Here is a 24705-nt window from a genome sequence, read left to right as displayed (position 1 = left end):
CGTGATGCTGTAGGCGTAATGCTCGGCGACGACCTGCAGCACATCGGCGACGGTGACGACGGGATCGCTCATGACGCTGCTCCTCCGTCGTCCTTCAAACTATCGTCCCAATGCATCTGCAGCTCGTCCGCGACATATTTCGTGTCCTGGATGTGCGCCTCCGCCGTCGACACGATCGACTCGTCCACGTCGCCCCAGATCATGGCGATCTCGGCATGGAGGTTCGCGATCTTCTCCAGGCGGTCGAGAGTCGCGCGCCGCGCGCGCGCTGTGGTCCATTTGCGCCAGTTGAGCGGCCTCGCTGTGATGGCGATCTCTCTCATGACGCCGCTCCTCGCATCGCCGTATTGCGGGCGATCTCGCGCTCGAGCACGGCGACGAGATCGATGATGCGCCCCGCGCGCACGCCCTCGCGAATGGCGATGTCTCGCGCGAAGTGATCAGAGAAGCTCTGCGCGCCGAGCCATCGGCGGGCGGCGGCGAGCTGCTGGTGCCGCGCGTCGCACTCCTCGGCGATGCTGTAGAGCTGCTCGGCGACGGCGGCCGCCATCGCCGACGAGAGCCGCATATCGCCGTTCTCGACGCAGCGCATGAGCGTCGCCAGCTCGCGCAGGTCATAGGCGAGGCCGGACGGAGAGGCGTCAGCCATGCGCGCCTCCATTATCTTTGACAACTTCTGTCGACTCTTTGACCTCGGGACTGCCGTCATATTGAAACTCACGCACGGCGCATCTCATGTCAGTGAACTCTTCGATCAGGACGAGCAGCGATCCATGGAAATTCGTAAATAGGGCTCTCAGCAATTTCACTCTTCGGAGAAACAACTCTCGATCGTCTCCCCTGCTGCCTTCGACGACTACTTCCGTATCCAACAGTCCGTGGAAAAGTTCGCGTTGAGCGGAAAGGCAGCTCGACAAAGCCTCATCGAGACGGATTTCTTGAAAGTGATTCATCACCGCATCTCCTCGCCGCCGCGGTTGACCCACGCCTGCCGCAAATCATCGGCAGTGATGTCCCGCCCCGCGCCGGAGGCCATGATCGCAGCCAGCTTCAGCGACTCGGCGATCTGGCCGAGCGCGCCCGGCTTGCGGCCGATCGCCCGCGCCAGCTTGCGCACTTCCGGGTCCTCGATCTTCCAGGCGTCGACATAGGCGTCGATATCGGCCTGCCGCGGCGTCATCCGGCGGATGCGCATGCCGATGCGGCGATGCAGCTGCGCCTGCCCTTCGCGCGGCGTCGTCTGGCCCCAGCGCGTGGACACCTCCTCATTGCCGAGGAGCGCGATGCCGCAGCCATACTCGTCCATGTAGTAGCGCAGCTCGTTGACCGCGGCTTCGGTGAGGTTCTGCGCCTCATCGACCATCACCAGCGTGTTGCGGCCATTGCGCCGAAGCTTCGCGCCGATCGTGTAGGCGAGCTTCTTCGGGTCCCTCTCGACGACGCCGATCTCGGTCGCCAGCACATTGAGCATGCTGTGCACAGAGCCGGTCGAAGGGCGCATGACGACGCGATAGGCGTGCGGCCGCGTCGCGACGACATGGCGGGAGACTGTGGATTTGCCCATGCCCGCGCCCAGCGTGATCAACACGAAGGCCGGCGCCGACTGCGCATAAATGAGGGCGTTGAGCGCTTCGCGCGCGGTCGGCGTCTCGACGAAGGCGGGCTCGGCGAGCGTCGCCATGGAGGCAGCGCGGCGCGTGGCCTCGGCATCGAGCCATTTGCGCACGCGCGCGGTGGTGTTCGGATAATTGCCGTTGTAATTGCCGGCATACCAGGGGCTCAAAGTCCCCTGGGGCACGTCTGCCCGGCGGCAGACTTCCGCCATCGATATTCCGAGCTGCTCGGCGAGCGAGCGCACCTCGCGCGTCGCGCGGCGCCATTCGTTGAGCGGCTTCTCGGCCAGATGCGTCGGCTCTCCGGCGGGATCGCCCCATCCGGTATTGTCCGAATTGCTTGCTTCTGCAGGCTCACTAATCTCTGACATGGGAATCCTCGTTCGACTGCGCTTTTAATTGGCGGCTTGTGCCGCTCTGGCCGTGCCGGCGAGGCGGATCACTCCGCCTCGTCGTCTCTCTTGCGGAAGGGCAGCACCGCGCCCTCTTCCATCAGCGCGACACCGCGCGCGAAATCATCCGAGCCGTCCCAATCGGAGCCGCGCGTGGGGCCGTTGGCGACGAGGCGCGTGACCTTGGCGGGCTCGGGCGGCGTCGCTTCCGGTTGCGGCAGCAGCGCCGCGACCTGATCGATGTCGAGGCGACGATTGGCCTCGAGAAAATCGCGCTGCTTGCGCACATAGTCGTTGCGCACGCGCGCGTGCTCGCGCGCTTTGTCGACGTCGTCGAAACGCACGTCGCCGATCGGCTGCGCCTCGGCGATGAAGCGATTGTCGAGCGTGTAGACGGCGAGCGCGGTGCCGAGGTTCTGCGGGTCGAAGCGCACGATGACCTTCTTGCCGATATGCTCGACCAGCTCCTCGGCCCAGTAGCGCGACTCCATCAGCGCGATCTCGCCCGTGCGCTTGTCGACGTTCACGCCCTCGGCGGCCATCAGCAGCATGCGGCGCTGCTCTTTGGTCGCGCGCCGCACCAGCGCGCCATTGTCGAGCGATTCCTGCAGCGTCTGCTGGAACGAGCGGCCCTTGGCGGTCGCTGTGCGCCGGCCGGGGCGCGTGTTGTGCGCGGCGATCTCGCTCGCCACGATCTCGCGGAACCGCTGCTCCGGCACGGCGGTCTTGCCGTAGTTCTCGGGCTTGGCGTCCGGCTTATTGCCCGTGTAGGCGCCGGCGAAGGCGGGATGCGTGGATATGTTCGCGCACATGTCCTTCCATGCGCGCTCGATCGGCTTCGCCTGCCCGTGATAGGGCGTCGTCCAATGCACGTCGCGGCAGCCGATCGACAGCAGGATGCCTTCCGGGTCCTCGTCTTTGATCTTGAACCGATAGCGGTTGGCGAGGCGGCCCGTGAGCCATTTGGACGCGAAGGCGCGGCCGTTGTCGAGCCAGCACTTTTCGGGGATTCCGAAGCGCTCGACGACATCGGCGAAGGCGAGCCGCACCATCTCCTTGTTCTCGGACTTGTCGATGCGATGCGCGAGCACCATGCCCGAATAGAGGTCTTGAAAGCCGACCATCATCGGCCGCGAGATGGAGCCGTCCGCCCATTTCACGAAGACATCGAACTTGTGGCCGTCCGCGTTGACGGACTGCACCGCGTGGAAATGCGCCTTGGTGCGCCGCTGATGCGGATAGATGCGCTGCGCCGCCTCACGACCCGAGCGGGCCAGAGTGCGCGCGGCGCGCGGAATCTCTTTCTCGATCCGCCTCTGCAGCGTCTTCGACGAGGGGATCGGCGACCAGCTCTCCGCCGCGGCGGCGCGCGTCAAGCGGCGATAGCAGGGCTCGAATGCCGGGCTCTCCGCGCGCAGATAATCGGCGACGAGAAAATCCCAGGCGCGTGGGTCGCATTCCGCCGTGGCGGTGCGGCCGACATGACGCGGCGCGAGATGCGGCAGGCGGTCGCCGCGATCGACGCCCTCGACCAGCGCCAGCCAGCTCCACAAGGTGGAGGCGCAGACATCGAACTCTTTGGCGACCCAGGCGACCGCGACCTCTCGCGTGCAGTCATTGCCCATGGACTGCACCGCCTCGACCGCAACGAGGCGGCGGCGGGCCTTTTCCTTGGTCTTTTCCGGCAGGCGGTCGAAGGCCGCCCAAAGTCCCTGCGAAACGGTGTTCGCTTTCTCAACGGCGGCGGTCGCGCGGGCCGCGAGCGCCTTGGCGCGCGCATCCGGCGGCAGCAGCGAGAGGTGATATTCATAGCCGCCGCCGCGGCCGAAACGCACGCGGGCGAAGCTGGCGTTCTTGCGCCAGCCCTGGCTGGAGATCAGCTCCGCCAGCTTGGACATGTGCGACGGCAGAGACGGCGCTCCCAGCGCCAATATCTCGGTCGTCGTCAGCCAGTCGCCCGCCATGATGTTTCCCTTTACGCCGCTTCTGTTTCTTCGGCCTCGGCCTCGCCGAGGCCGATCGCCTCGAGAAAGGTCTCGCGCGCCCGCGGCGACGATCGGTTCCACAACGCGAGCAGCTTGTTGGCGATCTGCGTATGCGGGTCGTGCTCCGAGGGTTTGGCGAGGCCGAGGATCTGCCGGGCATGGCTGATCGACTTGCCGCCGCCGGCGCAGATCGCCCGCGCGATGAGCAGCTGGTTCTCCGGCGTCTCGCGTCCGAGCTGGCGGAGCTGCGCGGCATTGTCGGCGAGCTTGGTGGGGCGGATCAGCTCCACCACCTCGCGCGGAACCACATTCGCCAGCGCGATCGAGCGGCGAATGGTCCGGTCGGACAGCCCGGTTTTAGCGGCGGCGTCCTTCGAGAAGGTCTCCGGAACAAACGGACATGTTGTCCGTTTGATTTTCTCTTTCGCTTTCTGTGATTTGCGGTCGCCGCCCGCCGTCGTCTCGGGATAGACGCGATCCCAGACGCTCTTGCGTCGCGCCAGGAAGATCGCGCGATCGACGGCCGACAATTCGCGGCGCATCAAATTCTCGTCGATCTCTGACAGCTCTGCCTGATCGTCGCTCTGCTCGACCAGCTTGAAATGGACGCCCTCGATAAGCTCCTCGAGGCCGAGGATCCCGAATGCGTGGAGGCGATGCCCGCCGATCACGAGCTGATATCCGTTGCCTTTGCGCCGGATGGTGATCGGCTGATCGAGGCCCTTGGCGGCGATCGATCCGGCGATGGCCGCCGCCCAGTCTGGATCGACGGGCCGCAGCCGGTTGGAGGATTCGATTTCGAAAAGGGGAATGCGCAGCGGTTCTGCCACGGACGGCGACCTCATAGGGGCACGCGGTTGAAGGGAACGCATGTGAAGTGCGAGGCGCGGCGGCCGGGAGAGCCGGGAGGATGCGGCCGCCGCCGCGCCTCTTTCCTCCGCGCTGGACTGTCGACCTGATCGCGGGAGGAAATGGCGGATGAAGGGGATGGCGCGGGTCATGGTCGCGTCTTTCGCCGCCGAGCGCGGGACGCCTTGGCGGTCGCCTTCAGCGGCAGCAGCTCGTCATTCTGGCCATACCAATCGGGCCACAGCTCGTGGCGCGACACGCCGAGGAATTTGGCGATGACGGCATGGGCGCGCGGATGGCGTTTCGACAGGGCGTTGTGGAGCGTCGTGCGGCCGTAGCCGGCCTCGCGGCCGAGCGCCATGAGCGTCGTCCCGCGCTCGCGCACCGCGAACAATATCCTTTGATGGCTCCAGCCTCTGGCCATGTGGCTCCCGCGCCGTGACACGCCGGAGGCGGCGTGTTAACCGTATTTGCAAATCGAACTTGTCCCCATTTCATCATATAAGGTGAAAAGGTCAAGTCGGATTTGTGGAAGCGTCGCGCTGAAATGGTGAATAATGCCCTTGTGCGGTGAAATCGTCGGCTTATCTGGCGACGTCGACGGCGGATCAGTGGCGCCCGGTTTTGCGGAGCGCCTCGGTCAAGCTATTGACGCAGCTGGTGGAGTTCGGGTCGCGATGAAAGTCACGGGCATTTCGGATTCGCAGCTGCGTCGCTATATCGGCGGGGATTCCGAGCCGTCGATCTCGAAGCTCTGCGCTATTGCGGGCTTCGCCGGAGTGTCGCTCCGATGGCTCGTATATGGCCAAGGTGCAGTCCTATCGGACGATCAGATCAGGGGAAACGTTCTCGCATCAGACGATACGATTCAGGTGCCGATTCTGGATATTCGGGCCGCGGCCGGCGCAGGCTCGATCAATGGCGACGCCGCGGAGCTGGGGCGAGCGCCGTTCTCGCGGGCGTTTTTTCGGCATCACGGAGTATCGCCGGAGGCCGCGCAGCTGATACGATCCTGCGGGGTGAGCATGGTGCCGACCATCGCCGACCGCGCGCTGGTGATGGTCGATCGGCTCGGCCGTGATGTGGTCGACGGTGACATTTATGTCGTGTCGCTCGGCGACGAGGTCCGGATCAAACGCCTCCACAAGTCGATTTCCGGCAAGATCACGCTGAAATCCGACAATGGAGATAAGCGTCTATTTCCCGATGAGGAGTTGAGCGTGGCCGACTCGCGGGATTTGAGAGTGCACGGGCGCGCTTTTTGGACGGAAAGGGCTTTATGATGCGTGTTTACGCTCGGAATGTCGCGGTGGCGATCATTGTAGCGACGCCTTTCGCTTTGAGTTCTCAAGCCAATGCGGAGGTCATTTCTACTATAGAATGGATTTCAGGCCTAACAGACATCGAAAGACAGGCCCGCTACTTTCAACGTTTGTCGACCGATGGCCAGTTCGCGCTCGTTTTACAAGCTAGCAGGCGGATATCTCAGGTAAAATACTGGTCTCCGCAACCGAGGAACGATCATGCGCAGGTCAATTGCGCTATGGCTGCTCAATCTCTCGCGAATTATCTATCAGACTTACAGCATAGGCGCGGCAGTGCGAGCGTCGAACTATCCGACTATATGGATTACAAGTCCAAATGCGTCAAAGCCCTTCGCTGATCGCCATGCAAACATCGCGTAGTGATGCATGAGCGGCTGGGTGTTTTGGAGGGCGTTGTTATGCGTCTCTTGGCGCGCCCAGGAGGCTGAGGCGGCGCACGTGCAGGCGGACGCGGTGCGAAGGGGGCTGGCGGAGATCGCCATCATTGCCCCGGCTAACGCCGCCGAGGCTCGGGCGCTCGGATACCCCTGCCTCTCCGCCTGGGGCGCTATGCTGGCGCGGGTGATTGCCGGAGCGAGCGTGCCAGTCGTGGTCGGCAGCGCGTCGCGGCGCTGTCTGGCGATCCATTGCCCCCCAAAGGGGGAAAGTTAGCCGTCGAAGGCGGTTAGCCTTCTGGCCAGCTATCATCTTGATTTCATCGATATTTGCGCCGCTTCTCCGTGTCTCGGCCAGAACTTTCCCCTTCCGGGAAAGTTCTGGCCAACATAGATGCCTCCCGACCCGCCGCCAAACGGCCGCTCAGTCAGCGGTCGGCCCGGTTTTGCTAGCCTCGAAGCCTTTTCGGGTCGGACTCGAAGCCCTTCCAAAGCCCGCCTCGGTCCTCTAGGATCATGTGTCCGCCGGGACCTCCCTCCGGTTTCATGTGTCCGGAGCGTCCGTCTTGCGCCACCCGCCGGAATTCAACCTAATGCCAGCAATCCCAGGTGATTCCGCGTGGCCTTGTGTAATCCCGCCTACTCCAGTTTCATGTGTCCCCTAACAGTGAGGCGGCGAAGCCGCGCCGCTGCGGCGATCCGGAGATGCGTTGGATGACAAAGAAGCCGAAAATCGCCTATCAGGGAGAGCCCGGCGCCAATTCCGACATCGCCTGCCGCGACGCCTATCCGCAGCTCGAGCCCCTGCCCTGCGCCAGCTTCGAGGACGCCTTCGCCGCCGTCACCGACGGCGTCGCCGCGCTCGGCATGATTCCGATCGAGAACTCGATCGCCGGCCGCGTCGCCGACATCCATCATTTCCTGCCGAATTCGGGCCTGCACATCATCGGCGAATATTTTCTGCCGATCCATTTTCAGCTGATGGCGCCGCGCGGCGCGACGCGCGAGAGCCTGCGCAACGTCTACAGCCATGTGCATGCGCTCGGCCAATGCCGCCGCGCCATTCGCGAGCTCGGCCTCGCCGCCCACACCGCCGGCGACACCGCCGGCGCCGCGCGCGAGGTCGCCGAATGGGGCGATAAAAGCAAGGCGGCGCTGGCGCCGCGGCTCGCCGCCGACATCTACGGCCTCGACATCATCGCCGAGAATGTCGAGGACGCGGCGCACAACACCACGCGCTTCGTCATTCTGTCGAAGACGCCGCAGTGGGCCGCGCCGAACAACGGCCCGACCATGACGAGCTTCGTGTTCCGCGTGCGCAATGTGCCGGCGGCGCTCTACAAGGCGCTGGGCGGCTTCGCCACCAATGGCGTCAACATGACCAAGCTCGAGAGCTATATGGTCGACGGCGAGTTCGCGGCGACGCGCTTCCTCGCCGATGTCGACGGCCATCCCGAGGAGCCGGCGCTCGCCCGCGCCTTCGAGGAGCTGCGCTTCTTCTCCAAGGAGCTCGAGATCATCGGCGTCTATCCGGCGCATCGCTTCCGGCTGGAGCTGAAACGGCCTTTCGAGCTCGGCGGCTGAGCGCTCGGGCGAGCGCGCTCATCGGGATCGAGACCGCGCCGGTCGTCGACGACGCTTGCTGTTCGGCGGCCGCAGGGCGAAGCCTCGGAAGCGTGGACGGCCGCAGCGCAGGCGCGCCCGCGATGCGGCGTCGCAGATAAGCCCGGAAGGGCTCGTCATAAAAGACGAGCACGACGGCGGACAAGCAAAGGCATGCAGACACATAGAGCGTCGCGACGCCGATCCGGCTCGCCATGCCTCCGGTCGCAAATCCGCTCGTTTCGGCAATGACGAGCACAGGATAATGCAACAAGTAGATCGGGTAGGAAATCCGTCCCGACCACTCCCAAAACGCGCCTTCGCCGCGCGAAGAAATAGCGAGTGTAAGAAGAACGGGGAGAATAACGAGCGCTGACAGCGCCTCGACGCCCCCGCTCTGCTCTGGATAGGCGAACAACGCCAGCAGCGCGCAAGCGACAATGGAGACGTGGACCTCGAGCTTCGGAAGCCTGTCCGCGCGATAGGCTCGGAACAGCAAGACTCCGATGGTGAATGCGAACGACACGCGAAATACTCCCGCCCAAAACGTCGCGCGCGTGAAGCCCAATTCGAGGGTCGAGGTTTTCGCCGCGATGGCGCAGAGCGCCAAAGCGCTGATCGAGGCGACGCAAGCCAATGATGTCGTCCTCGCCCGCGCCATCCATAGGGCAAAGGCGGCGCTCGCGACGAGTTCCCAGAACAGCGACCAAGCCGGAGGATCGAGCGGCCATAGGCCGAAGCCGAGGCCGTTCTCCCACGGCGCCGGCAAGAACAGCGCCTGCGTGAATGTCGCGAGCATCAGACGCCATAGCGGAGGGTCGTAGACGAAGTAAGCCGTCGCCGCCCCGGACAGGCTTCCGACGAGGACCAGCGGGTAGAGCCGAATGATCCGCGCTTTCCAGAAATCTGCGAAGCCGAACCCCGCCGATATTCGGTCCTGATATGCGACGGCGATAACGAACCCACTGAGCAAAAAAAAGAAATCGACCGCAAGATAGCCGTGCCGCAATGGCTGAACGTCCAACAATTTCCAGGCGTGCGTGACGACGACCGCAATCGCCGCGACCCCGCGCAGACCGTCCAGCGCCTTGAAATGGTGATGCATGCGGGGCTCCATCTCCGGGTTCCTCCGGAAAGCTCCGCTCTCTCGGGCAGGGCGAACCCCCTCGCGGCGACGCTAGCGACGAGAGCTTAATCGGAAATTGAAGCGGCGCTGCTCAAGCGCGCGCCACATGCCCCGGCGTCACGCGCAGCAGATCGGCGCGGCCGGCGAGCGAATCGAAGACATGCGGGTCGGCGCCGGTCATCCACACCTGCCCGCCGATTCTTCCCAGCTCGTCGAACAGCGCCTCGCGCCGCAGCGGATCGAAATGGGCGGCGATCTCGTCGAGCAGCAGCAGCGGCGCGACGCCTGTCGTCGCCGCGACGAGGCGCGCATGGGCGAGCACGAGGCCGGTCAGCAGCGCCTTCTGCTCGCCGGTCGAGCAGGCGCGCGCCGCCTCGTCCTTGGGGCCGTGGCGCACGGCGAGGTCGCTCGCCTGCGGCCCGCTGAGCGTGCGGCCGGCGGCGGCGTCGCGGCGACGCATCGCCGCCAGGAGCCCGCGATAATGATCCTCGACGCGCAGCGCCGGCTCCTCGCCGACCATGCGCTCGAGCTCGCCGTCGATGGACACATCGGCGAAGGGGAAGGGCGAGGCGTCGTCGCGCTCGGCCGCGATCAGCGCGCGCAGCCGCTCCACCGTGTCGCGGCGCGCCGCGGCGACGGCGACGGCGAGCGCGGCGATTTCGCGCTCGGCCGCCGTCAGCCAGCGGCTGTCCGCCGACTCCTCGGCGAGCAGGCGATTGCGGTTGCGCAAGGCGCGCTCCAGCCGGGCCGCGCGCGGGCCGTGCTCGGCGTCGACGCTCAGCGTCAGCCGATCGAGAAAGCGCCGCCGATCGCCGGCCGGGCCGGCGAACAGCCCATCCATCGCCGGCGTCAGCCACAAAGGGCGCAGATGATCGGCGAAGGCGCGCGCGGAGGCGACCGGGACGCGATCGATGCGGAAGCGGCGCGCCGCCGCCTCGCCGGGCGCGCCCGCTTCGAGACCATGGCCGAGCTGCGCGACGCGGCCGTCGGAATCGAGATCGATCGAGACGGCGAAGCCGCCCCCGCCTCGGCGCCGCGCGCATTCGGCGATGTCCGCGCCGCGCAGGCCGCGGCCGGGCGAAAAGAGCGACAGCGCTTCGAGAATATTGGTCTTGCCGGCGCCGTTCTCGCCGAAGAGCGCGACGAGCGGCGCCTCGACCGCGACGTCGAGCGCGGGATAGGATCGGAATTCGGAGAGCCGCAGCCGGCGCACGCGAGGGGCGAGGGGCGGATCGGCGCTGGTCATCTCGTCTGCAATATCATATCGGCGATGCGCGCCCGCCGGCCGGCGCAAAAAAAATCCGCCGCCGGACCTTCGCGTCCAGCGGCGGCAATTCGCGTTCCGCTGCGCGGAACAGATCCTTACTGGACCTGCAGGATCTTCTCGCCGTGAGCGACGCAGTCGCACTTCTGGAAGCAGGCGGTGACCTCGGCCTTCAGCTTCGGAAGGTTGGAGTTATAGTGCTGCTTGCCGCCGATCCAGGCGTCTTCGCACTTCTCCGAGCACTTCGCCTGCTTGTCCACATCCACGTCGGCCTTCTTGGGGTCGCACTCCGCGAAAGCGGCGCCGGAAGCCCCGACGAAAAGAGCGGCGGCGGCGATAAGGGCGTAGAACTTCATCTTTGTCTTCCCTCTTCTTCTCTTGACTTTCATTCTTGCTTCTTGGCGCCGGCGTTCCACCCTGTCAGCGTGACCTCGGCGTCATGATCGTCTAGAAATTCTTCGCTTCTGGCAAGCGCGGCGGAGCGGCGCCGACATCGTCGGGCCTTGCCACACGGACGGCTCTATCGTCCTCGCGCGGGACATTGCGGCCGCTCGCTGTCGTCGGGCGCGACGCACGAACGGTCGGAACGCCGCCGAGTGCGAAAGCCGAAGCCGTGTTTCCACGAAGGCCGCGGCCGCCGTCGCCGGGACGCGAATTCTTCCTTCCCTCTTCAGTCCAGGGGTTTCGACCCTTCTTCTTGTTCTCGGGCGGCTCGCCCCGTGGGCAGATAGGCCGTTCTCTACGGAGCTGTCAATAATGGACGACAGTTTCGTGTCGGAACCGGGGCCATCATGGAGTCTCTTTCCCGATGCGCCCGCGGCGCTCGTCACCCCTCGACGTAGATTTTCGCGCCCCTCTCCAGGAATTCAGCGCTCTTTTCGGCAAATCCCCTCTCCTGCTCGGCGATCGCGGCCGCCTCTTCGCGCAGGTCGCGGGTGATCTGCATGGAGCAGAATTTCGGACCGCACATGGAGCAGAAATGCGCCACCTTATGCGCCTCCTTGGGCAGGGTCTCGTCGTGATAGCGCCGCGCCGTGTCGGGATCGAGGCCGATGTCGAACTGATCCTCCCAGCGGAAATCGAAGCGCGCCCGGCTCATGGCGTCGTCGCGCTCCTGCGCGGCGGGATGGCCCTTGGCGAGATCGGCGGCATGGGCGGCGATGCGATAGGTGATGACGCCGGTCTTCACATCGTCGCGATCGGGCAGGCCCAAATGCTCCTTGGGCGTCACATAACAGAGCATGGCGGTGCCGAACCAGCCGATCATCGCCGCGCCTATGCCCGATGTGATGTGGTCATAGCCCGGCGCGATGTCGGTGACGAGCGGGCCGAGCGTGTAGAACGGCGCCTCGCCGCATTCGGCGAGCTGCTTCTCCATATTCACTTTGATCTTGTGCATCGGCACATGGCCGGGGCCTTCGATCATCACCTGGCAGCCCTTGTCCCAGGCGATCTTGGTCAATTCGCCCAGCGTCTCCAGCTCGGCGAATTGCGCGGCGTCATTGGCGTCGGCGATCGAGCCCGGACGCAGGCCGTCGCCGAGCGAGAAGGAGACGTCATAGCGGCGCATGATGTCGCAAATGTCTTCGAAATGCTCATAGAGGAAGCTCTCGCGATGGCGCGAGAGGCACCAGCGCGCCATGATCGAGCCGCCGCGCGAGACGATGCCGGTGACTCTCTTCGCCGTGAGCGGCACATGGGCGAGGCGCACGCCGGCGTGAATGGTGAAATAATCGACGCCCTGCTCCGCCTGCTCGATCAGCGTGTCGGAAAACACCTCCCAATCGAGCTTGGTCGCGTCGCCGCCGACTTTTTCGAGCGCCTGATAGATCGGCACGGTGCCGATCGGCACGGGCGCATTGCGGATGATCCAGTCGCGAATATTGTGGATGTTGCGGCCAGTGGAGAGGTCCATCACCGTGTCGGCGCCCCAGCGGATCGACCACACCATCTTCTCCACCTCCTCGGCGACCGAGGAGGTAATGGCCGAATTGCCGATATTGGCGTTGACCTTCACCAGGAAATTGCGGCCGATGATCATCGGCTCGGCTTCCGGATGATTGATATTGGCGGGAATGATGGCGCGCCCGCGCGCGACCTCCGCGCGCACGAACTCCGGCGTCACATATTCGGGAATCTCGGCGCCGAAGCTCTCCCCTTCCGCGATGCGCCGCGCGGCGTCGGCGACGGCGTGCTCGCGGCAGAGATTCTCGCGATGGGCGACATAGATCATCTCTTCGGTGATGATGCCGGCGCGGGCGAACTCGAGCTGCGTGACGGGCGCCGCGCCGCTGGCGCGGCGAATGGCGCGGGGCGCGGGGCATGGCGGGACCAGCCGGTCCTCGCCGACAAAGCCATTATCCTCCGCCTTCACCGCCCGGCCTTCATAAGTCTCGAGCCCGGCGCGCGTCGCCAGCCAGGGCCGCGCCGCCGGCAGGCCGGCGGCAAGGTCGGGCGAAAACTCGGCGCAGCTGTAGGGACCGGAGGAATCATAGGCGCGCAGCGGCGGCTCGCCCGCGGAGGGATGCAGCGCGATCTCGCGGCCAGGGACCCTGAGGTCGTCGCGGCCCTGCGGCGCGGAATAGATTTTTCGGGAGGCGCCGATAGGGCCGGTCGTGACGCTGTGCGGGATCGTCGGCCGCTTGTCGTGATGAGTCATCGTCGCTCTCCTCGAGACCGCACGTCGAGGAGGACGGACGCCACCCCCGTCGTCGGGGCGACGTCGATCTGGCCTTCCCTCGCGCCGGCATTACCCGGATCAGGTTCGACGGGTGCTTCTCAGCCGCTCGGTCAGAGCGGCGCCCCTCGCCATTGCCCCGATGTTAGCCCTCGTGGCGGAGCGCGGCAAGGGCGGAAGGGGATCGACAGGGCGGAAGGGGATCGCCGGCGGCGCTTCAAAACCGCCGAGCCACAGGCTCCGAACGCGGGTGGGAAAGCGCCTCCGCACGTCTGATGCGCCTTTTTTGCACTTGAAATACCCTGAAAGCACGCTAAACATATCGTCACGCAGAGTCGTCCCGAGGGACGGCGATGCGGAATTTCGAGATGACATCCAATGGAGACCCCCATGCCAACGAACACCCTACGCCGCGAACGGCGCTCACGGAGGAATCGATGTCTTCCCAAAATTCATTGGACGGCTTCGTAAAAGACGAACAGATTGCGCGACCCAGCTTAGACAGTGTTCACGAGTCCGTGCGCTGCGCTCTGCAGCGGCTTCATCGTCTCCTGCCAGCAGAGGGCGACGACGACCCCGGTCCGCCGAAGGGCGGAGGAAGGGCTCTCGCGCCGAGCGGCGACTGTTTAGAGGTCACGCTAGAGGAGCGATAGCCATGGCAAGGTTCAACCTCGTTCTGTCCGATACGCAGAACGCTCTGATAGACGATCTGAAGACGCTCTGCGATCTCCAGACCACCAAGGATGTGATCGAGAATGCGCTGATGCTGCTCGGATGGGCCGCAGCCGAAGCGACCAAGGGGCGCTCGATCGCGTCGGTCGACGAAGAGCGCAAAGTCTATCAGGAAGTTCAAACGCCTGCGCTGTTGGGCGCAAAGCTGAAGACCGAGCTCGCGAAAAAGGCGACGGAAAAGCTCGCGCCCTCGGCCGCGCCAAAGGAGAGCGAAAGCGCCCCTGCGAAATCGAAGACGCGAGCGCTCGCGCGGCAATTGGGCTAAAGTGCTCGCCATTCCTGTTCGAATGGCGAGCTTCAATGTCCGATATTGAAATCGACGCCGAATCGCCGGCGCAAGAGCGGCTGGAGGCCGATCTTCGGCGCATCGTCGAAGAACTGGGAACGCCGCCCCGATTGAGCGTTTCGGGCGAAAGGAGCGTGCTCCTCAGGGAGGCGCCGATCGTCATCAACACTATCGGCGACGTGACGATAACGATAAATAATTTGATCGGAAATGAGAAAGCATCGGTCATGACCACCAGCAGAACGGCGAATGACGTGCTGTTTTTCGTCTCGGCCTTCGTCATGATTTTTGGCGTCGTCGTCGCTTTGAGCGGCCTTGGACTCGTGGCCCTCGGCGGGACGGGCATGACGGAATTCGTTCTCTTTGGAAATAAGTTGAATTCACAGAATGCGGGGGTCGCATGTGTCGTGGCCGGAGTGATCGCCGTCACGACAACTCTGAGGCGCGTGATAAAGGGCGTCGAAAGAACCAACGGCTGACCGCCCGCTCCGCCGGCGTGGCCCGCGAGACGATCGCCGCCGGGCAGAGGCCGCCGGCCGTCATTGCTCTTGCGCCGCGCCTCCTACTCGGCCGGCGAGGGAGGCCGCGCCAGCGTGGGGACAAGTCGACGCTGCTCGACCTTACGCCACAGGCGCCGCCAGCCGATGACGACGCCCGTCGCGCTGAGCGCGAAACCCGCGCCATTGAGCGTGATCATGAAGATGTCCCAGAGCGGGCGCGCCTCCAGAAGCGCCGGAGCGTCCCAGCTGTGAAGGAAGGCGAACAGCCAACGGCTCGCGCGTCGGCCGGAATCGAGCCGGCCGAGCGCCGCTCCCGTATAGGGGTCGATATGCGCCCAGGTCGAAGCGGGGTCGTCGAACTCGAGCCGCAGCACGGGGAGGCGCTTGTCGACATTGCCGTGCATGGTGTGTGGCGCACGCGCAAAATAATAGAAGTCGTAGGACTCCATGATTGTCGCGGCCGTCACTGTCGCGCCGGGCACGAGCCGCGCGCCGAGCCGCTTCAACTCGTCGAAGGGCAGCATCGCCGAAGGCGCGGCGTCTGGAGCGGCGCGCAGGATGCGGGTCGCGCCTCCGGCGCCGAGCGCGATGTAATGTCCCTCGCCGTCGATGACGCGCAGCTCGATCTCACGCGCCGCGAGGCCGTCCGCCGAGAATCGCGCCAGCGCCTGCGCCGGCTCGAGATGAAATCGCTCGGCGGCGAGCGCGCCGCCGTAATAGGGCTTCGGATCGAAGGCCGACCCCGGCAGATCGAATATCTTCCACGGATTCATCGACATGAGGCCGCTGAACACGAAAGTGACCGCCGTCGCGCCGCCCAAGAGCCCGGCAAGGTGATGCCACTTCATCACGCCCTCGCGATAGGGCGTGCGCGCGCCGGTCTTATAGGGCGCGCGAAAGCGCCAGCGCATGACTCCGACGGCGAGGCCGGTGATCGCCAGCGCCGTGCCGACGAGCGAGCTATAGACGACGATGTCGCGCCAATAGGCGTCGAGCCAGCCGCCGCGCAGCGGATAAAGCCAATGGATCCATGCGCCGACCCAGTTCCAGATGCGCTCGACTCGCGTCGCGTCACGCGCGACCTCGCCGGTGACGGCCGAAACATAGAGAAGCGTCGAATCCGGATCGGACATGTAGACGCGATGCAGCGGACGCAAGCCGTCGAGCGCCTTCGAATGCGTCCACTGGTCCTCGTCGACGAGGCCGTCATAGCGGCCCTCGGCGCCGAGGAAAGCGCGCGCCGTCGCCAGCGCCTCCTCGGCCGAGACATGGGTCGCGCGCCGCCCGTCGCGGGCGCGCACGGCGACCGATCTGGCGGGATTTGCGGCGCGCGCGCCCCATCCGAACACAAAGACGGGCTCGTCGCCGATAGTGGTGAGGCGGACCGATTGCGGGCTCTCGCGCTCCCCGGCCGCGGCGAGCGCCGTCGCGAGATCGACGCAGCAGCGCGCCGGGTCGAGCGACGGCAATGCCGACAGGCGCTCCGACGGGGTGAGCTTCGGATAGCCGACATACATCATGACGACGCCCGAGAAGAACCACATCGCCATGAACAGGCACAAGGCGACGCCGAGCCAGCGATGGACGAGATAGAGATATCTCTTCATGTCCGCTTCCCCTCGATCAGAACGTCAGCTTCAAGGACATCTCGAACGTGCGCGGCTGCGCCAATCGCAGCAGCGGCGCCGAGCCGCCCCATTCGGCATAGGTCGCGTCGGTGAAGTTCTTCACCATCGCCATCAGCCGCGCCTGCGGCAGAATCTGCCAGGAGACGCCGGTGTCGAAGGTCGTGTAAGCCGGCATGCGCATCGTGTTGGCGTTGTCGGCGAAGCGGTCGCCGACGAAGCGCGCGGCGAAGGTCCATTGCCAATCGGGCAGGAAGTCCCAATTGATCCAGCCATTGGCGATCCAGCGGGCCATGTTCGTCGGCCGATTGCCCGCGCGCGAGACGCGCGTCGAGACGCCGCCGATCGACACCACCTCGTCGAACCTCTCGAATTGCGGATCGATCCAGGCGGCGTTGGCCTGCAGGCTCAGAGTCTCGAGCGGCTGGACGCCGACATTGACCTCTATGCCGTTCGACGACTGCTTGCCGACATTGATGACGGCGCTGGTATTGGCGGGGTCGGGAGTTGTGATGTTGTTGCGCTCGATGAAATAGCCGGCGATCGTCGCCGAGCCCTTGCCGTCCCAGAAATCCGTCTTCAGGCCCGCCTCGACCTGCCAGCCGGTGGTCAGATCGAAATTGCGCACGCCGCCCGCGTTGTTGGTGAGCAAAATGCCGGATGGCGGATCGGCGGCGGTGCTGTAGGAGACATAGACATTCGTCTCTTTCGTCAGGTCGTACATCAGCGCGGCGCGCCAGGTGAACGGCTCGTAGCCCCGCCCGAAATAGGCCGGATCGCCGAACGGATTGGCGGCGGAGGGGGCCGTGGGCGTGCGGAAGTTGAAGCGCTCCAGGCTGATCTTCTCCCAGCGCAGCCCGGTGACGAGATGGAGCTGCTCCGTGAGCGACAAACGATTCTCGGCAAAGAGCGCCAGCGTGTAGAGCTTGCTGCGCGCGCCGCCGATATAGCCCGTCGCGGCGGGATTGTCCTCGTAACTCTTGATCGGGACATAGCTGTACGGATCGACCGTGTCGACGGTCCCCGATTCGGTGCTCGAATTGCGCGTCTGCTGATTGAGCGAATAGTCGATGCCGACCACCGACTTCGACTCGAGGCCGAACAGCCTCGTCTCGTTCACCGCCTCGAGGCGGTCGCCGACGAGGCTCTGAATATGCCGCGTCGCAAACGAGCCGCTGCGCTCGAGCAGCGTGTTCGTCGCATCATAGCGGTAGGTCTCGACATTCTGATACTGGCGGTCGGCGCGGTAGAGATAGAAGGTGTTCTTGAAGCGCGTCTCGGCGTCGAGCTCGTATTCGGCGATGTCGCGCACCCATAGCACCTGCTGGTCGAACACCGGCGAGCGGGCGTTGTAGTTCTTGTACCTGATCGCCGGATCGGAAATCAGATCGAGCACCGGCAGGCCGTAGGTTCCCCAGGCGACCGTGCCATTCCCAGCCGAGGGGCGAGGAACCGGCGTGCCCCAATAGGAATTGCGCTGCTCGCTCTGAAACTCGACGGCGATGGCGTTGGAGAGGCCCGGCGCGATGTCGGTCAGCCAGGACACGGAGCCGGCGCCGGAATTGTGATGCGAGTTCTCCATATAGCCGTCCGAGCCCTTGTAGCTCACATCGAGCTGCACCCAATTGCTCGGATCGATCTGCTTGTTGATTCCGTAGGACGCGCGGCGGTTGAACCACATGCCGCCCATCAGCATCGCCTCGTTGCGCTCCTGCCCGCGCGTGGCGATCTTGCTGACGTAATTGACCGCGCCGCCGACCGCGCCCTGGCCGTAGAGATAAGAGGAGGCGCCGCCGAGCAGCTCCACGCGGTCGTAGAGCCAGCTGTCGACCGGACGCGCGGCGATGACGTCATATTGGAGCGAGATCCCGTTGAACATCTGAGTGACGGATGTCCCGCTGAAGCCGCGCAGGCTGATCGATCCGGCGGCCCCCGGCGGGTCCGAGGCGATCACGCCCGGCATGCGCTGAAGCGCTTCCTGCGTCGTCTGCGCCCCGCGCGATTCGATCGTGGCGCGATCGACGATGGCGACCGAGGACGGGGTTTGGCGCGCCGTCAGGCCGAGGCGGCTGCCGGCGGTCGACGGAATGTCGAGCTGGAGCTTTCCGTTCGGCGGCTGCAGGCCCGGTTTTCCGGTTCCCTGCGTGGGCCGCCGCTCCTGCGCCGCGACGTCGATCGTGGGCAGCGCTTCCTGCGCCGCCGCCGAGGAAAACACGACGAGAGTGAGCGCGCCGGCGGAGACGCCGCGCGTGAAGGCATACGAGCACATGAGATTTCTCCTGGCGCGACGCTATGCGCGCGCTGGCCGAGTGAAGAACGATGTGACGGCGTGAAGCCGCGGCTCGATCAGGAGAAACAGGGAGGCGAGCGCGAGGACCAGGAACTGGCCCAGCCGATCGGCTGCCGGTCCGGATTTTCCGGTTCCCGGGGACGCGGTTCGGTCGTCGCCGGGTCCCATGACAGCGTGTCCGCATCGAGGATCGTCGACGCGCATTTGCTGTGGAAGGAGCAGAATACGCATTTCTGATGATCGTGCGAGCGAAGCGGCGCAGGCGCGTCGTCTCGCTGCGCCGCGCAGATCCTGCCGATGACGACGTCCCACGTCGAATCGGCGGGCGAGGGCTCGCCGAAGTGGGGACCGATGGAGAGGGCGTGCCCCTGAAACGCCACAAAAAATACGACGAGCGACGCGATAACACGCGAGAAAAGCCGCATTTTTCGTTTGACGCCCCGCATCACAAAACCTGTAGTACGGCGCGACGCCACCGTCAAGGCGGAGCAATGCGATTCGCAGAGCGATCGAGCGAAGGATAAAATCCCGATCCTCGTCCTGAGCAAGGAGCCGCCGGAGGCGGGGTCTCGAAGGACGGCTGTTGGGCGCAATCAAAGGCTTATCCCCATTGCCGTCCTTCGAGACGCCCGCTTCGCGGGTCTCCTCAGGACGAGGGGATGGGGATATAGTCCTCGATCCGATTTCCCCTGGCGCGACTCGGCTTTTCTATTCCGACAGCCGCCATCCTCACCTCCGCCGAGGTCGGACCCGCCTCAGCCGCCGCTTGCAATTTTCCGGCTCCATCGCAATCTCCACTGCGAAAGGAGGCGCGCCATGACCGCAGACGACACCGGGACCGCCCCGCCCTCCCGCATTCCCTGGCCGCCGCTGCTGCTGGTCGGCGCCATCGGCGGCGGCGCGCTCGTCGAATCGCTGTTGCCCGGGCCGGCGTCCTGGCCCGATTGGGCGCGGACGATCGGCGTGCTGCTGATCGTCCTCGCCTTTTCCGTCGACGTCTGGTGCGTGCGGCTGATGTGGGGGCGCGGCACCACTGTGCGGCCGGATCGCGCCGTCTCCAGCCTCGTCACCGACGGCCCGTTCCGCTTCTCGCGCAACCCCATCTATGTCGGCAATGTCGCGCTGGTCGCCGGCCTCGGCCTCGCCTGCGCCGCGCCGACGCTGCTGCTGCTCGCGCCGGTGATGGCGATCGCTCTCGCCAAGCTCGCCATAGAGCCGGAAGAGCGTCATCTCGCGCGCCGCTTCGACCGCGACTATGACGCCTATGTCGCGCGCACGCGCCGTTGGCTATAAAGCGTCATCTCCAGGAGTGAGCCCCATGTCCGATGCGCGCGCCGCTGCCGATGAAGGCGCCGCCTGCCGCCTCTCTTTCGGGGTCGGCGGCATGACCTGCGCCTCCTGCGTCGCCCATGTCGAAAAGGCGCTGCGCGCCGCGCCCGGCGTCGTCGACGCCTCGGTGAACCTCGCGACCGAGCGCGCCGACGTCACGCTCGCGCCCGGCGCCGATCTCGCCGCCCTGGCGACAGCGGTCAGCGACGCCGGCTATGAGCCGGCCGTCGAGACCATCGAGATCGGCGTCGGCGGCATGACCTGCGCCTCCTGCGTCGCCCATGTCGAGAATGCGCTGCGCGCCATGCCCGGCGTTATTTCCGCCGAGGTCAATCTCGCGACCGAGCGCGCCCGCGTGCGCGCGCTCGGCGACATCGCCCCGGCGCTGAAGCGCGCAGTGCTCGACGCCGGCTATGAGCCGCGCGACATCGCCGGCGCCTCGGCCGAGCGGCAGAAAGAGACCCGCGACGCCGAAGCGAGAGAATTGCGTCGGCGCTTGGCTTTCGCCGCCGCTCTGACCGCGCCCGTGCTGATCCTCGAGATGGGCGCGCACATGATCCCGGCGTTTCACGAGTGGATCATGGCCACGCTCGGCCACGAGCCGCCCCGCTACATCGCCTTCCTGCTCACCACTCTGGTGCTGGCGGGGCCCGGCCGGCCTTTCTATGCGAAGGGATTTCCCTCGCTGTGGCGCGGCCGGCCGGACATGAACGCGCTGGTCGCGCTCGGCACATCGGCGGCCTATCTCTATTCGGTCGTCGCCACATTCACGCCGGCGTTGCTGCCGAGCGGCGCCGCCAATGTCTATTATGAATCCGCCTGCGTCATCGTCACGCTGATCCTGTTCGGCCGCACGCTGGAGGCGCGCGCCAAGGGCCGCGCCTCGGAGGCGATCCGCGCGCTCGCCGGGCTGCAGCCCAAGACCGCGCGGGTGAAGCGCGACGGCGCCGAGATCGAGACGCCGATCGAGGCGGTCGTCGTCGGCGACCTCGTCGTCGTCCGCCCGGGCGAGCGCATCGCCGCGGATGGACTCGTCGTCGAAGGCGCGTCGCATGTCGACGAAGCCATGATCAGCGGCGAGCCCCTGCCCGTGGCCAAGCGCGCCGGCGACGAGGTCACCGGCGGCACGGTCAACGCCACCGGCGCCTTCATCTTCCGCGCGACGCGCGTCGGCGCCGACACCGCGCTCGCCGGCATCATCCGCATGGTGGAGCAGGCGCAAGGCGCGAAGCTCCCCATCCAGGCGCTGGCCGATCGCGTCACCGCCGTCTTCGTGCCGGCGGTGCTGGGGATCGCCGCGCTGACCTGCATCGTCTGGCTCGCCTTCGGCCCGCAGCGCGACGTGTCCTATGCGCTCGTCGCCGCGGTGGCGGTGCTGATCATCGCCTGCCCTTGCGCCATGGGCCTCGCGACGCCCGCCGCCATCATGACCGGCACGGGCCGCGCGGCCGAGCTCGGCATTTTGTTCCGCAAGGGCGAGGCGCTGCAGAGCCTGCGCGACGTGACATTGATCGCCTTCGACAAGACCGGCACGCTGACCCGCGGCAAGCCGGCGCTCACCGATCTCGAGGCCGCGCCGGGCGTCGATGCGAGCGAAGCCTTGCGGCTCGCGGCGAGCGTCGAGGCGCTGTCCGAGCATCCGATCGCCGGCGCCGTCATCGCCGCGGCCAAGGCGCGCGGGCTTGCGCTCGGCTCGGCGGAAAACTTTGTCGCGACGCCCGGCATGGGCGTCACGGCGCGCGTCGACGGGCGGCAAATCGCCGTCGGCGCTCTCCGCTTCATGACAGCGCTCGGACATGACGCGCGCCGGTTCGACGCGACGGCGGCGCGGCTCTCGGACGAGGGCAAGACGCCGCTCTATATCTCCATCGACGACCAGCTCGCCGCCATTCTGTCGGTCGCCGATCCGCTGGAGGAGACGAGCATTTCCGCCATCGCCGCTCTGCATGCGCAGGGCGTCGCCACGGCGATGATCACCGGCGACGACGAGCGCACGGCGCACGCAATCGCCCGCAAGCTCGGCATCGACGAGGTGATCGCCGGCGTGATGCCGGCCGGCAAGGTCGAGGCGCTGCAGCGCCTGCGCGGCGCGCGCAAAATCGCCTTCGTCGGCGACGGCGTCAATGACGCGCCGGCGCTCGCCGCCGCCGATGTCGGCATCGCCGTCGGCGTCGGGACCGATATAGCGATCGAAGCGGCGGACGTCGTGCTGATGTCCGGCCATGTGTCCAAGGTGCCGGCGGCGCTGGCGCTGTCACGCGCCACCTTGCGCAATATCGCGCAAAACCTGTTCTGGGCCTTCGCCTATAACATCGTGCTGATTCCGGTCGCCGCCGGCGCGCTCTACCCGATCAACGGCATGCTGCTCTCGCCCATGCTCGGCGCCGGCGCCATGTCGCTGTCGAGCGTGTTCGTGCTGGCCAATGCGCTGCGGCTGCGCCGCTTCCGTCCGCCGGTCGAGGCCGCGAGAAGCGAGCCTGAAGGCTCGCGGTCCGAGCCGCGCCCCATGGACCGCGAGCCTTCAGGCTCGCCTATCGACGACGTAGAGGAGGCTCGTATGACGACGATTTTCGAGGTTCAGGAAATGTCCTGCGGCAAATGCGTGAAGCATGTGACGCAAGCGGTGCAGTCGGTCGAGCCACAGGCGCAGGTCGCCGTCGATCTCGCCACCGGCAAGGTGCAGGTCTCCCCTTCGCCCAAGGATCCGGAAGCGCTCGCCAAGGCCATCACCGAAGCCGGCTATCCCGCGCGCGTCGCGGCTTAGCCTCTCCGCTGGCGCAAGGCGATCGGATGAACCCGACACCCTCGCCCTGAGGAGCCCGCGAAGCGGGCGTCTCGAAGGACGAGGGTGAGGGGATCTTAATTTTCACGCAGCGCAGACGATTAAGGAGGACGACGACAATGGCGGGATCGCTGGCCGGCAAGACCCTGTTCATCACCGGCGCCAGCCGCGGCATCGGTCTCGCCATCGCTCTGCGCGCGGCGCGCGACGGCGCCAATGTGGCCGTCGCGGCCAAGAGCGTCGCCGAGCATCCGAAGATCCCCGGCACGGTGTTCACGGCCGCCGCAAAGATCGAGGCGGCGGGCGGCCGCGCGCTGGCCCTGCCCTGCGACATTCGCTTCGATGCGCAGGTCGAGGATGCGATCGAGAAGACGGTCGGCGTGTTCGGCGGCCTCGACATTCTCGTCAACAATGCGAGCGCCATCGATCTGCGCGGCGTCGAGACGCTCGATATGAAGCGCTTCGATCTGATGCATCAGATCAATGCGCGCGGAACCTTCCTGTGCGGCAAGCTCGCCCTGCCGCATCTCGAGAAGGCCGAGAACCCGCATATTCTCACTCTGTCGCCGCCGCTCGATCTCGATCCGCGCTGGTTCTCGCCCAATCTCGGCTACACCATGGCGAAATACGGCATGAGCCTCGTCACGCTCGGCCTCGCCCGCGATCTCGCGCGCAAGGGAATAGCGGTGAATTCGCTCTGGCCGGAGACGGCGATCGCCACCGCCGCCGTCGGCAATCTGCTCGGCGGAGAAGAGGCGCTGCGCCGCGCGCGCAAGCCCGAGATCGTGGCCGAGGCCGCGCATGCGATCGTGACGCGGCAGGCGCGCGCCTGCACCGGCAATTTCTTCGTCGATGTGAATGTGCTGAAGGAGGAGGGCGAAACGGATTTCACCAAATATGCGGTCGACCCGACGGTCGACGCCATTTTGGACTTCTTCCTCGACGCGCCGATCACGCCGGGCGTGCGGGCGCTCTCCTTCGCGCCCGGTCAGCCGAACGCGGCGAAGCCCGAATAGATCGTGTAGAGACCGACGAGCGAGACCAGGGCGCCGGAGAAATACGGCGCCTTCGCGGCGATCTCCTGCAATCCGGTGAAGCGCGCCGACGCATGGCGCACGCCGACCGCGGCCGCGACGCCGACCGCGATCATGGTCAGCGCGAGGCCGATGCTGAAGCACAGCACCAGCGCGACGCCGAGCGCCATGCGGTCGAGCTGCAGGCACAGCAGCAGCACGGTGATCGAAGCCGGACAGGGAATGAGTCCGCCGGTGAGGCCGAACAGCAGGATCTGTCCGGTCGTCACATGGCGATTGGAGAAGCGCCGCTCGATCTCCTCGGCATGGGCGCGCTCATGGGCGCCGAGCGGCTCCTCGTCGAGCGCGAGCAGAGCGTCATGCGAATGGCCGCCGTCATGGTCCTCATCGTGATCGTGATGGTGACAATGATGATGCCGTCCACGCCCGAGATGCGAATGCGCCGCCGTCTCGCGCCGATCCGCCCATGTCCGCCACGCCATCCACGCCGCGACCGCGAGAATGAGAAGGCCGGAAACGATCTGCAGATAAGGCTCGTTCGCTTCCGTGTTCCAGCGCGAGCCGAAATAGAGCCCTGTGAGCGCGACGATCCACACGATCGCCGTATGCGAGACCGTCGCGGCGAGGCCGAGAAGCACGGCCTGCGCCACCGTGCCGCGCACGGCGACGATGAAGGCGGCCATCATCGTCTTCGAATGGCCGGGCTCCAGTCCGTGCAGAGCGCCGAGCGCCACCGCCGTCGGCGCGAACAGCCACGCATTGGCCGCGCCGTCACGAAAGAGATCCGCTATGTTCGCCATTCACCCGCCAAAATCTCCGCGCCCGCGCATATACCGGCTTTCGCGCGCCCGCGTAAGGGCTCCTTGCCGCGGCGCCAGGCGATCGGGTGAACGAGAATTGTCGCCGGAAGAGGCGTTTCC

The 24705-nt window shown here is 66.0% G+C and carries 22 protein-coding genes and 1 riboswitch; of the genes, 7 read left to right on the top strand and 15 right to left on the bottom strand.

The genetic code is table 11. From position 1 onward, the window contains the following. Positions 1–68: 68 nt before the first annotated feature. The 7 genes from K3F48_RS20425 to K3F48_RS20395 all read right to left on the bottom strand — a co-directional run bounded on the left by K3F48_RS20425 (position 69) and on the right by K3F48_RS20395 (position 5263). Positions 69–323 carry a hypothetical protein gene (locus tag K3F48_RS20425; protein ID WP_222577288.1) on the bottom strand — a complete coding sequence of 85 codons (255 nt, stop codon included), beginning with the start codon at positions 321–323 and terminating at the stop codon, positions 69–71. Next, entirely contained in the window at positions 320–649 is a 330-nt protein-coding gene (locus tag K3F48_RS20420; protein WP_222577287.1) for a hypothetical protein, read from the bottom strand. Before K3F48_RS20420 ends, K3F48_RS20425 begins: the two co-directional genes overlap by 4 nt. After that, positions 642–953, bottom strand: coding sequence for a hypothetical protein (locus K3F48_RS20415; protein WP_222577286.1), 312 nt, complete (start codon positions 951–953; stop codon positions 642–644). The genes K3F48_RS20420 and K3F48_RS20415 overlap by 8 nt, the downstream gene beginning before the upstream one ends. Continuing rightward, positions 953–1984 (bottom strand): AAA family ATPase, encoded by a 1032-nt coding sequence (locus K3F48_RS20410; RefSeq protein WP_222577285.1) that lies wholly within the window; start codon positions 1982–1984, stop codon positions 953–955. The genes K3F48_RS20415 and K3F48_RS20410 overlap by 1 nt, the downstream gene beginning before the upstream one ends. Positions 1985–2052: 68 nt before the next feature. Continuing rightward, positions 2053–3969: a transposase domain-containing protein gene (locus tag K3F48_RS20405; RefSeq protein WP_222577284.1), complete on the bottom strand. Its 1917-nt coding sequence runs from the start codon at positions 3967–3969 to the stop codon at positions 2053–2055. An 11-nt stretch (positions 3970–3980) separates the two neighbouring features. Continuing rightward, the gene (locus K3F48_RS20400) at positions 3981–4820 is read right to left on the bottom strand and encodes a ParB N-terminal domain-containing protein (protein ID WP_222577283.1); all 840 of its coding nucleotides are present in this window, start codon (positions 4818–4820) and stop codon (positions 3981–3983) included. Positions 4821–4987: 167 nt separating this feature from the next. Next, positions 4988–5263 carry a helix-turn-helix domain-containing protein gene (locus tag K3F48_RS20395; protein WP_222577282.1) on the bottom strand — a complete coding sequence of 92 codons (276 nt, stop codon included), beginning with the start codon at positions 5261–5263 and terminating at the stop codon, positions 4988–4990. 139 nt (positions 5264–5402) lie between these two features. Between K3F48_RS20395 and K3F48_RS20390 the strand changes: the two genes are divergently transcribed. Beyond that, on the top strand, positions 5403–6122 hold the full coding sequence (locus tag K3F48_RS20390) for a LexA family transcriptional regulator (RefSeq protein ID WP_222577281.1): 720 nt from the start codon (positions 5403–5405) through the stop codon (positions 6120–6122). A 1130-nt stretch (positions 6123–7252) separates the two neighbouring features. Beyond that, entirely contained in the window at positions 7253–8122 is an 870-nt protein-coding gene (locus K3F48_RS20385; protein ID WP_222577280.1) for a prephenate dehydratase, read from the top strand. On the opposite strand, the gene K3F48_RS20380 is transcribed toward K3F48_RS20385, so the two are convergent. From K3F48_RS20380 to thiC, 4 genes are all read right to left on the bottom strand, one after another. Beyond that, complete coding sequence (locus K3F48_RS20380; RefSeq protein WP_222577279.1) at positions 8055–9245, bottom strand: acyltransferase; 1191 nt, start codon at positions 9243–9245, stop codon at positions 8055–8057. The two genes, K3F48_RS20385 and K3F48_RS20380, sit on opposite strands and share 68 nt — an antisense overlap. Before the next feature lie 112 nt (positions 9246–9357). After that, entirely contained in the window at positions 9358–10512 is a 1155-nt protein-coding gene (gene recF, locus K3F48_RS20375; protein WP_222577278.1) for a DNA replication/repair protein RecF, read from the bottom strand. A 116-nt stretch (positions 10513–10628) separates the two neighbouring features. Then, positions 10629–10886: a hypothetical protein gene (locus K3F48_RS20370; RefSeq protein WP_222577277.1), complete on the bottom strand. Its 258-nt coding sequence runs from the start codon at positions 10884–10886 to the stop codon at positions 10629–10631. A 470-nt stretch (positions 10887–11356) separates the two neighbouring features. Beyond that, the gene (gene thiC, locus K3F48_RS20365) at positions 11357–13189 is read right to left on the bottom strand and encodes a phosphomethylpyrimidine synthase ThiC (protein WP_255609498.1); all 1833 of its coding nucleotides are present in this window, start codon (positions 13187–13189) and stop codon (positions 11357–11359) included. 58 nt (positions 13190–13247) lie between these two features. Continuing rightward, a riboswitch (TPP riboswitch) is annotated at positions 13248–13346 on the bottom strand. 516 nt (positions 13347–13862) lie between these two features. Here thiC and K3F48_RS20360 point away from each other — a divergent pair. Together K3F48_RS20360 and K3F48_RS20355 are read left to right on the top strand one after the other, a co-directional pair. Next, positions 13863–14204, top strand: coding sequence for a hypothetical protein (locus K3F48_RS20360; RefSeq protein ID WP_222577276.1), 342 nt, complete (start codon positions 13863–13865; stop codon positions 14202–14204). Positions 14205–14335: 131 nt separating this feature from the next. Then, a complete protein-coding gene (locus K3F48_RS20355) occupies positions 14336–14704 on the top strand; it encodes a hypothetical protein (RefSeq protein ID WP_222577275.1) in 369 nt (122 codons plus the stop codon). A gap of 83 nt (positions 14705–14787) precedes the next feature. Here K3F48_RS20355 and K3F48_RS20350 read toward each other — a convergent pair whose 3' ends face one another. The 3 genes from K3F48_RS20350 to K3F48_RS25020 all read right to left on the bottom strand — a co-directional run bounded on the left by K3F48_RS20350 (position 14788) and on the right by K3F48_RS25020 (position 19065). Then, the gene (locus K3F48_RS20350) at positions 14788–16332 is read right to left on the bottom strand and encodes a PepSY domain-containing protein (protein ID WP_222577274.1); all 1545 of its coding nucleotides are present in this window, start codon (positions 16330–16332) and stop codon (positions 14788–14790) included. A gap of 16 nt (positions 16333–16348) precedes the next feature. After that, on the bottom strand, positions 16349–18619 hold the full coding sequence (locus tag K3F48_RS20345; RefSeq protein WP_222577273.1) for a TonB-dependent siderophore receptor: 2271 nt from the start codon (positions 18617–18619) through the stop codon (positions 16349–16351). 77 nt (positions 18620–18696) lie between these two features. Next, the gene (locus K3F48_RS25020; protein ID WP_370631462.1) at positions 18697–19065 is read right to left on the bottom strand and encodes a DUF2946 family protein; all 369 of its coding nucleotides are present in this window, start codon (positions 19063–19065) and stop codon (positions 18697–18699) included. 391 nt (positions 19066–19456) lie between these two features. Here K3F48_RS25020 and K3F48_RS20335 point away from each other — a divergent pair, with 391 nt between their 5' ends. The 3 genes from K3F48_RS20335 to K3F48_RS20325 all read left to right on the top strand — a co-directional run bounded on the left by K3F48_RS20335 (position 19457) and on the right by K3F48_RS20325 (position 23767). Further along, positions 19457–19933: an isoprenylcysteine carboxylmethyltransferase family protein gene (locus tag K3F48_RS20335; RefSeq protein ID WP_222577271.1), complete on the top strand. Its 477-nt coding sequence runs from the start codon at positions 19457–19459 to the stop codon at positions 19931–19933. Between the two features lie 25 nt (positions 19934–19958). Beyond that, the gene (locus tag K3F48_RS20330; protein WP_222577270.1) at positions 19959–22733 is read left to right on the top strand and encodes a heavy metal translocating P-type ATPase; all 2775 of its coding nucleotides are present in this window, start codon (positions 19959–19961) and stop codon (positions 22731–22733) included. A gap of 137 nt (positions 22734–22870) precedes the next feature. Next, positions 22871–23767: an NAD(P)-dependent oxidoreductase gene (locus K3F48_RS20325; RefSeq protein WP_222577269.1), complete on the top strand. Its 897-nt coding sequence runs from the start codon at positions 22871–22873 to the stop codon at positions 23765–23767. Here K3F48_RS20325 and K3F48_RS20320 read toward each other — a convergent pair. Then, the gene (locus K3F48_RS20320) at positions 23740–24585 is read right to left on the bottom strand and encodes a nickel/cobalt efflux transporter (protein ID WP_222577268.1); all 846 of its coding nucleotides are present in this window, start codon (positions 24583–24585) and stop codon (positions 23740–23742) included. The genes K3F48_RS20325 and K3F48_RS20320 overlap by 28 nt on opposite strands. Between the last annotated feature and the right edge of the window lie 120 nt (positions 24586–24705).

The sequence above is a fragment of the Methylosinus sp. Sm6 genome (assembly GCF_019802345.1).
In the GTDB taxonomy this organism is placed as follows: Bacteria; Pseudomonadota; Alphaproteobacteria; order Rhizobiales; family Beijerinckiaceae; genus Methylosinus.
This window is presented reverse-complemented; position numbering and strand designations above follow the sequence as displayed.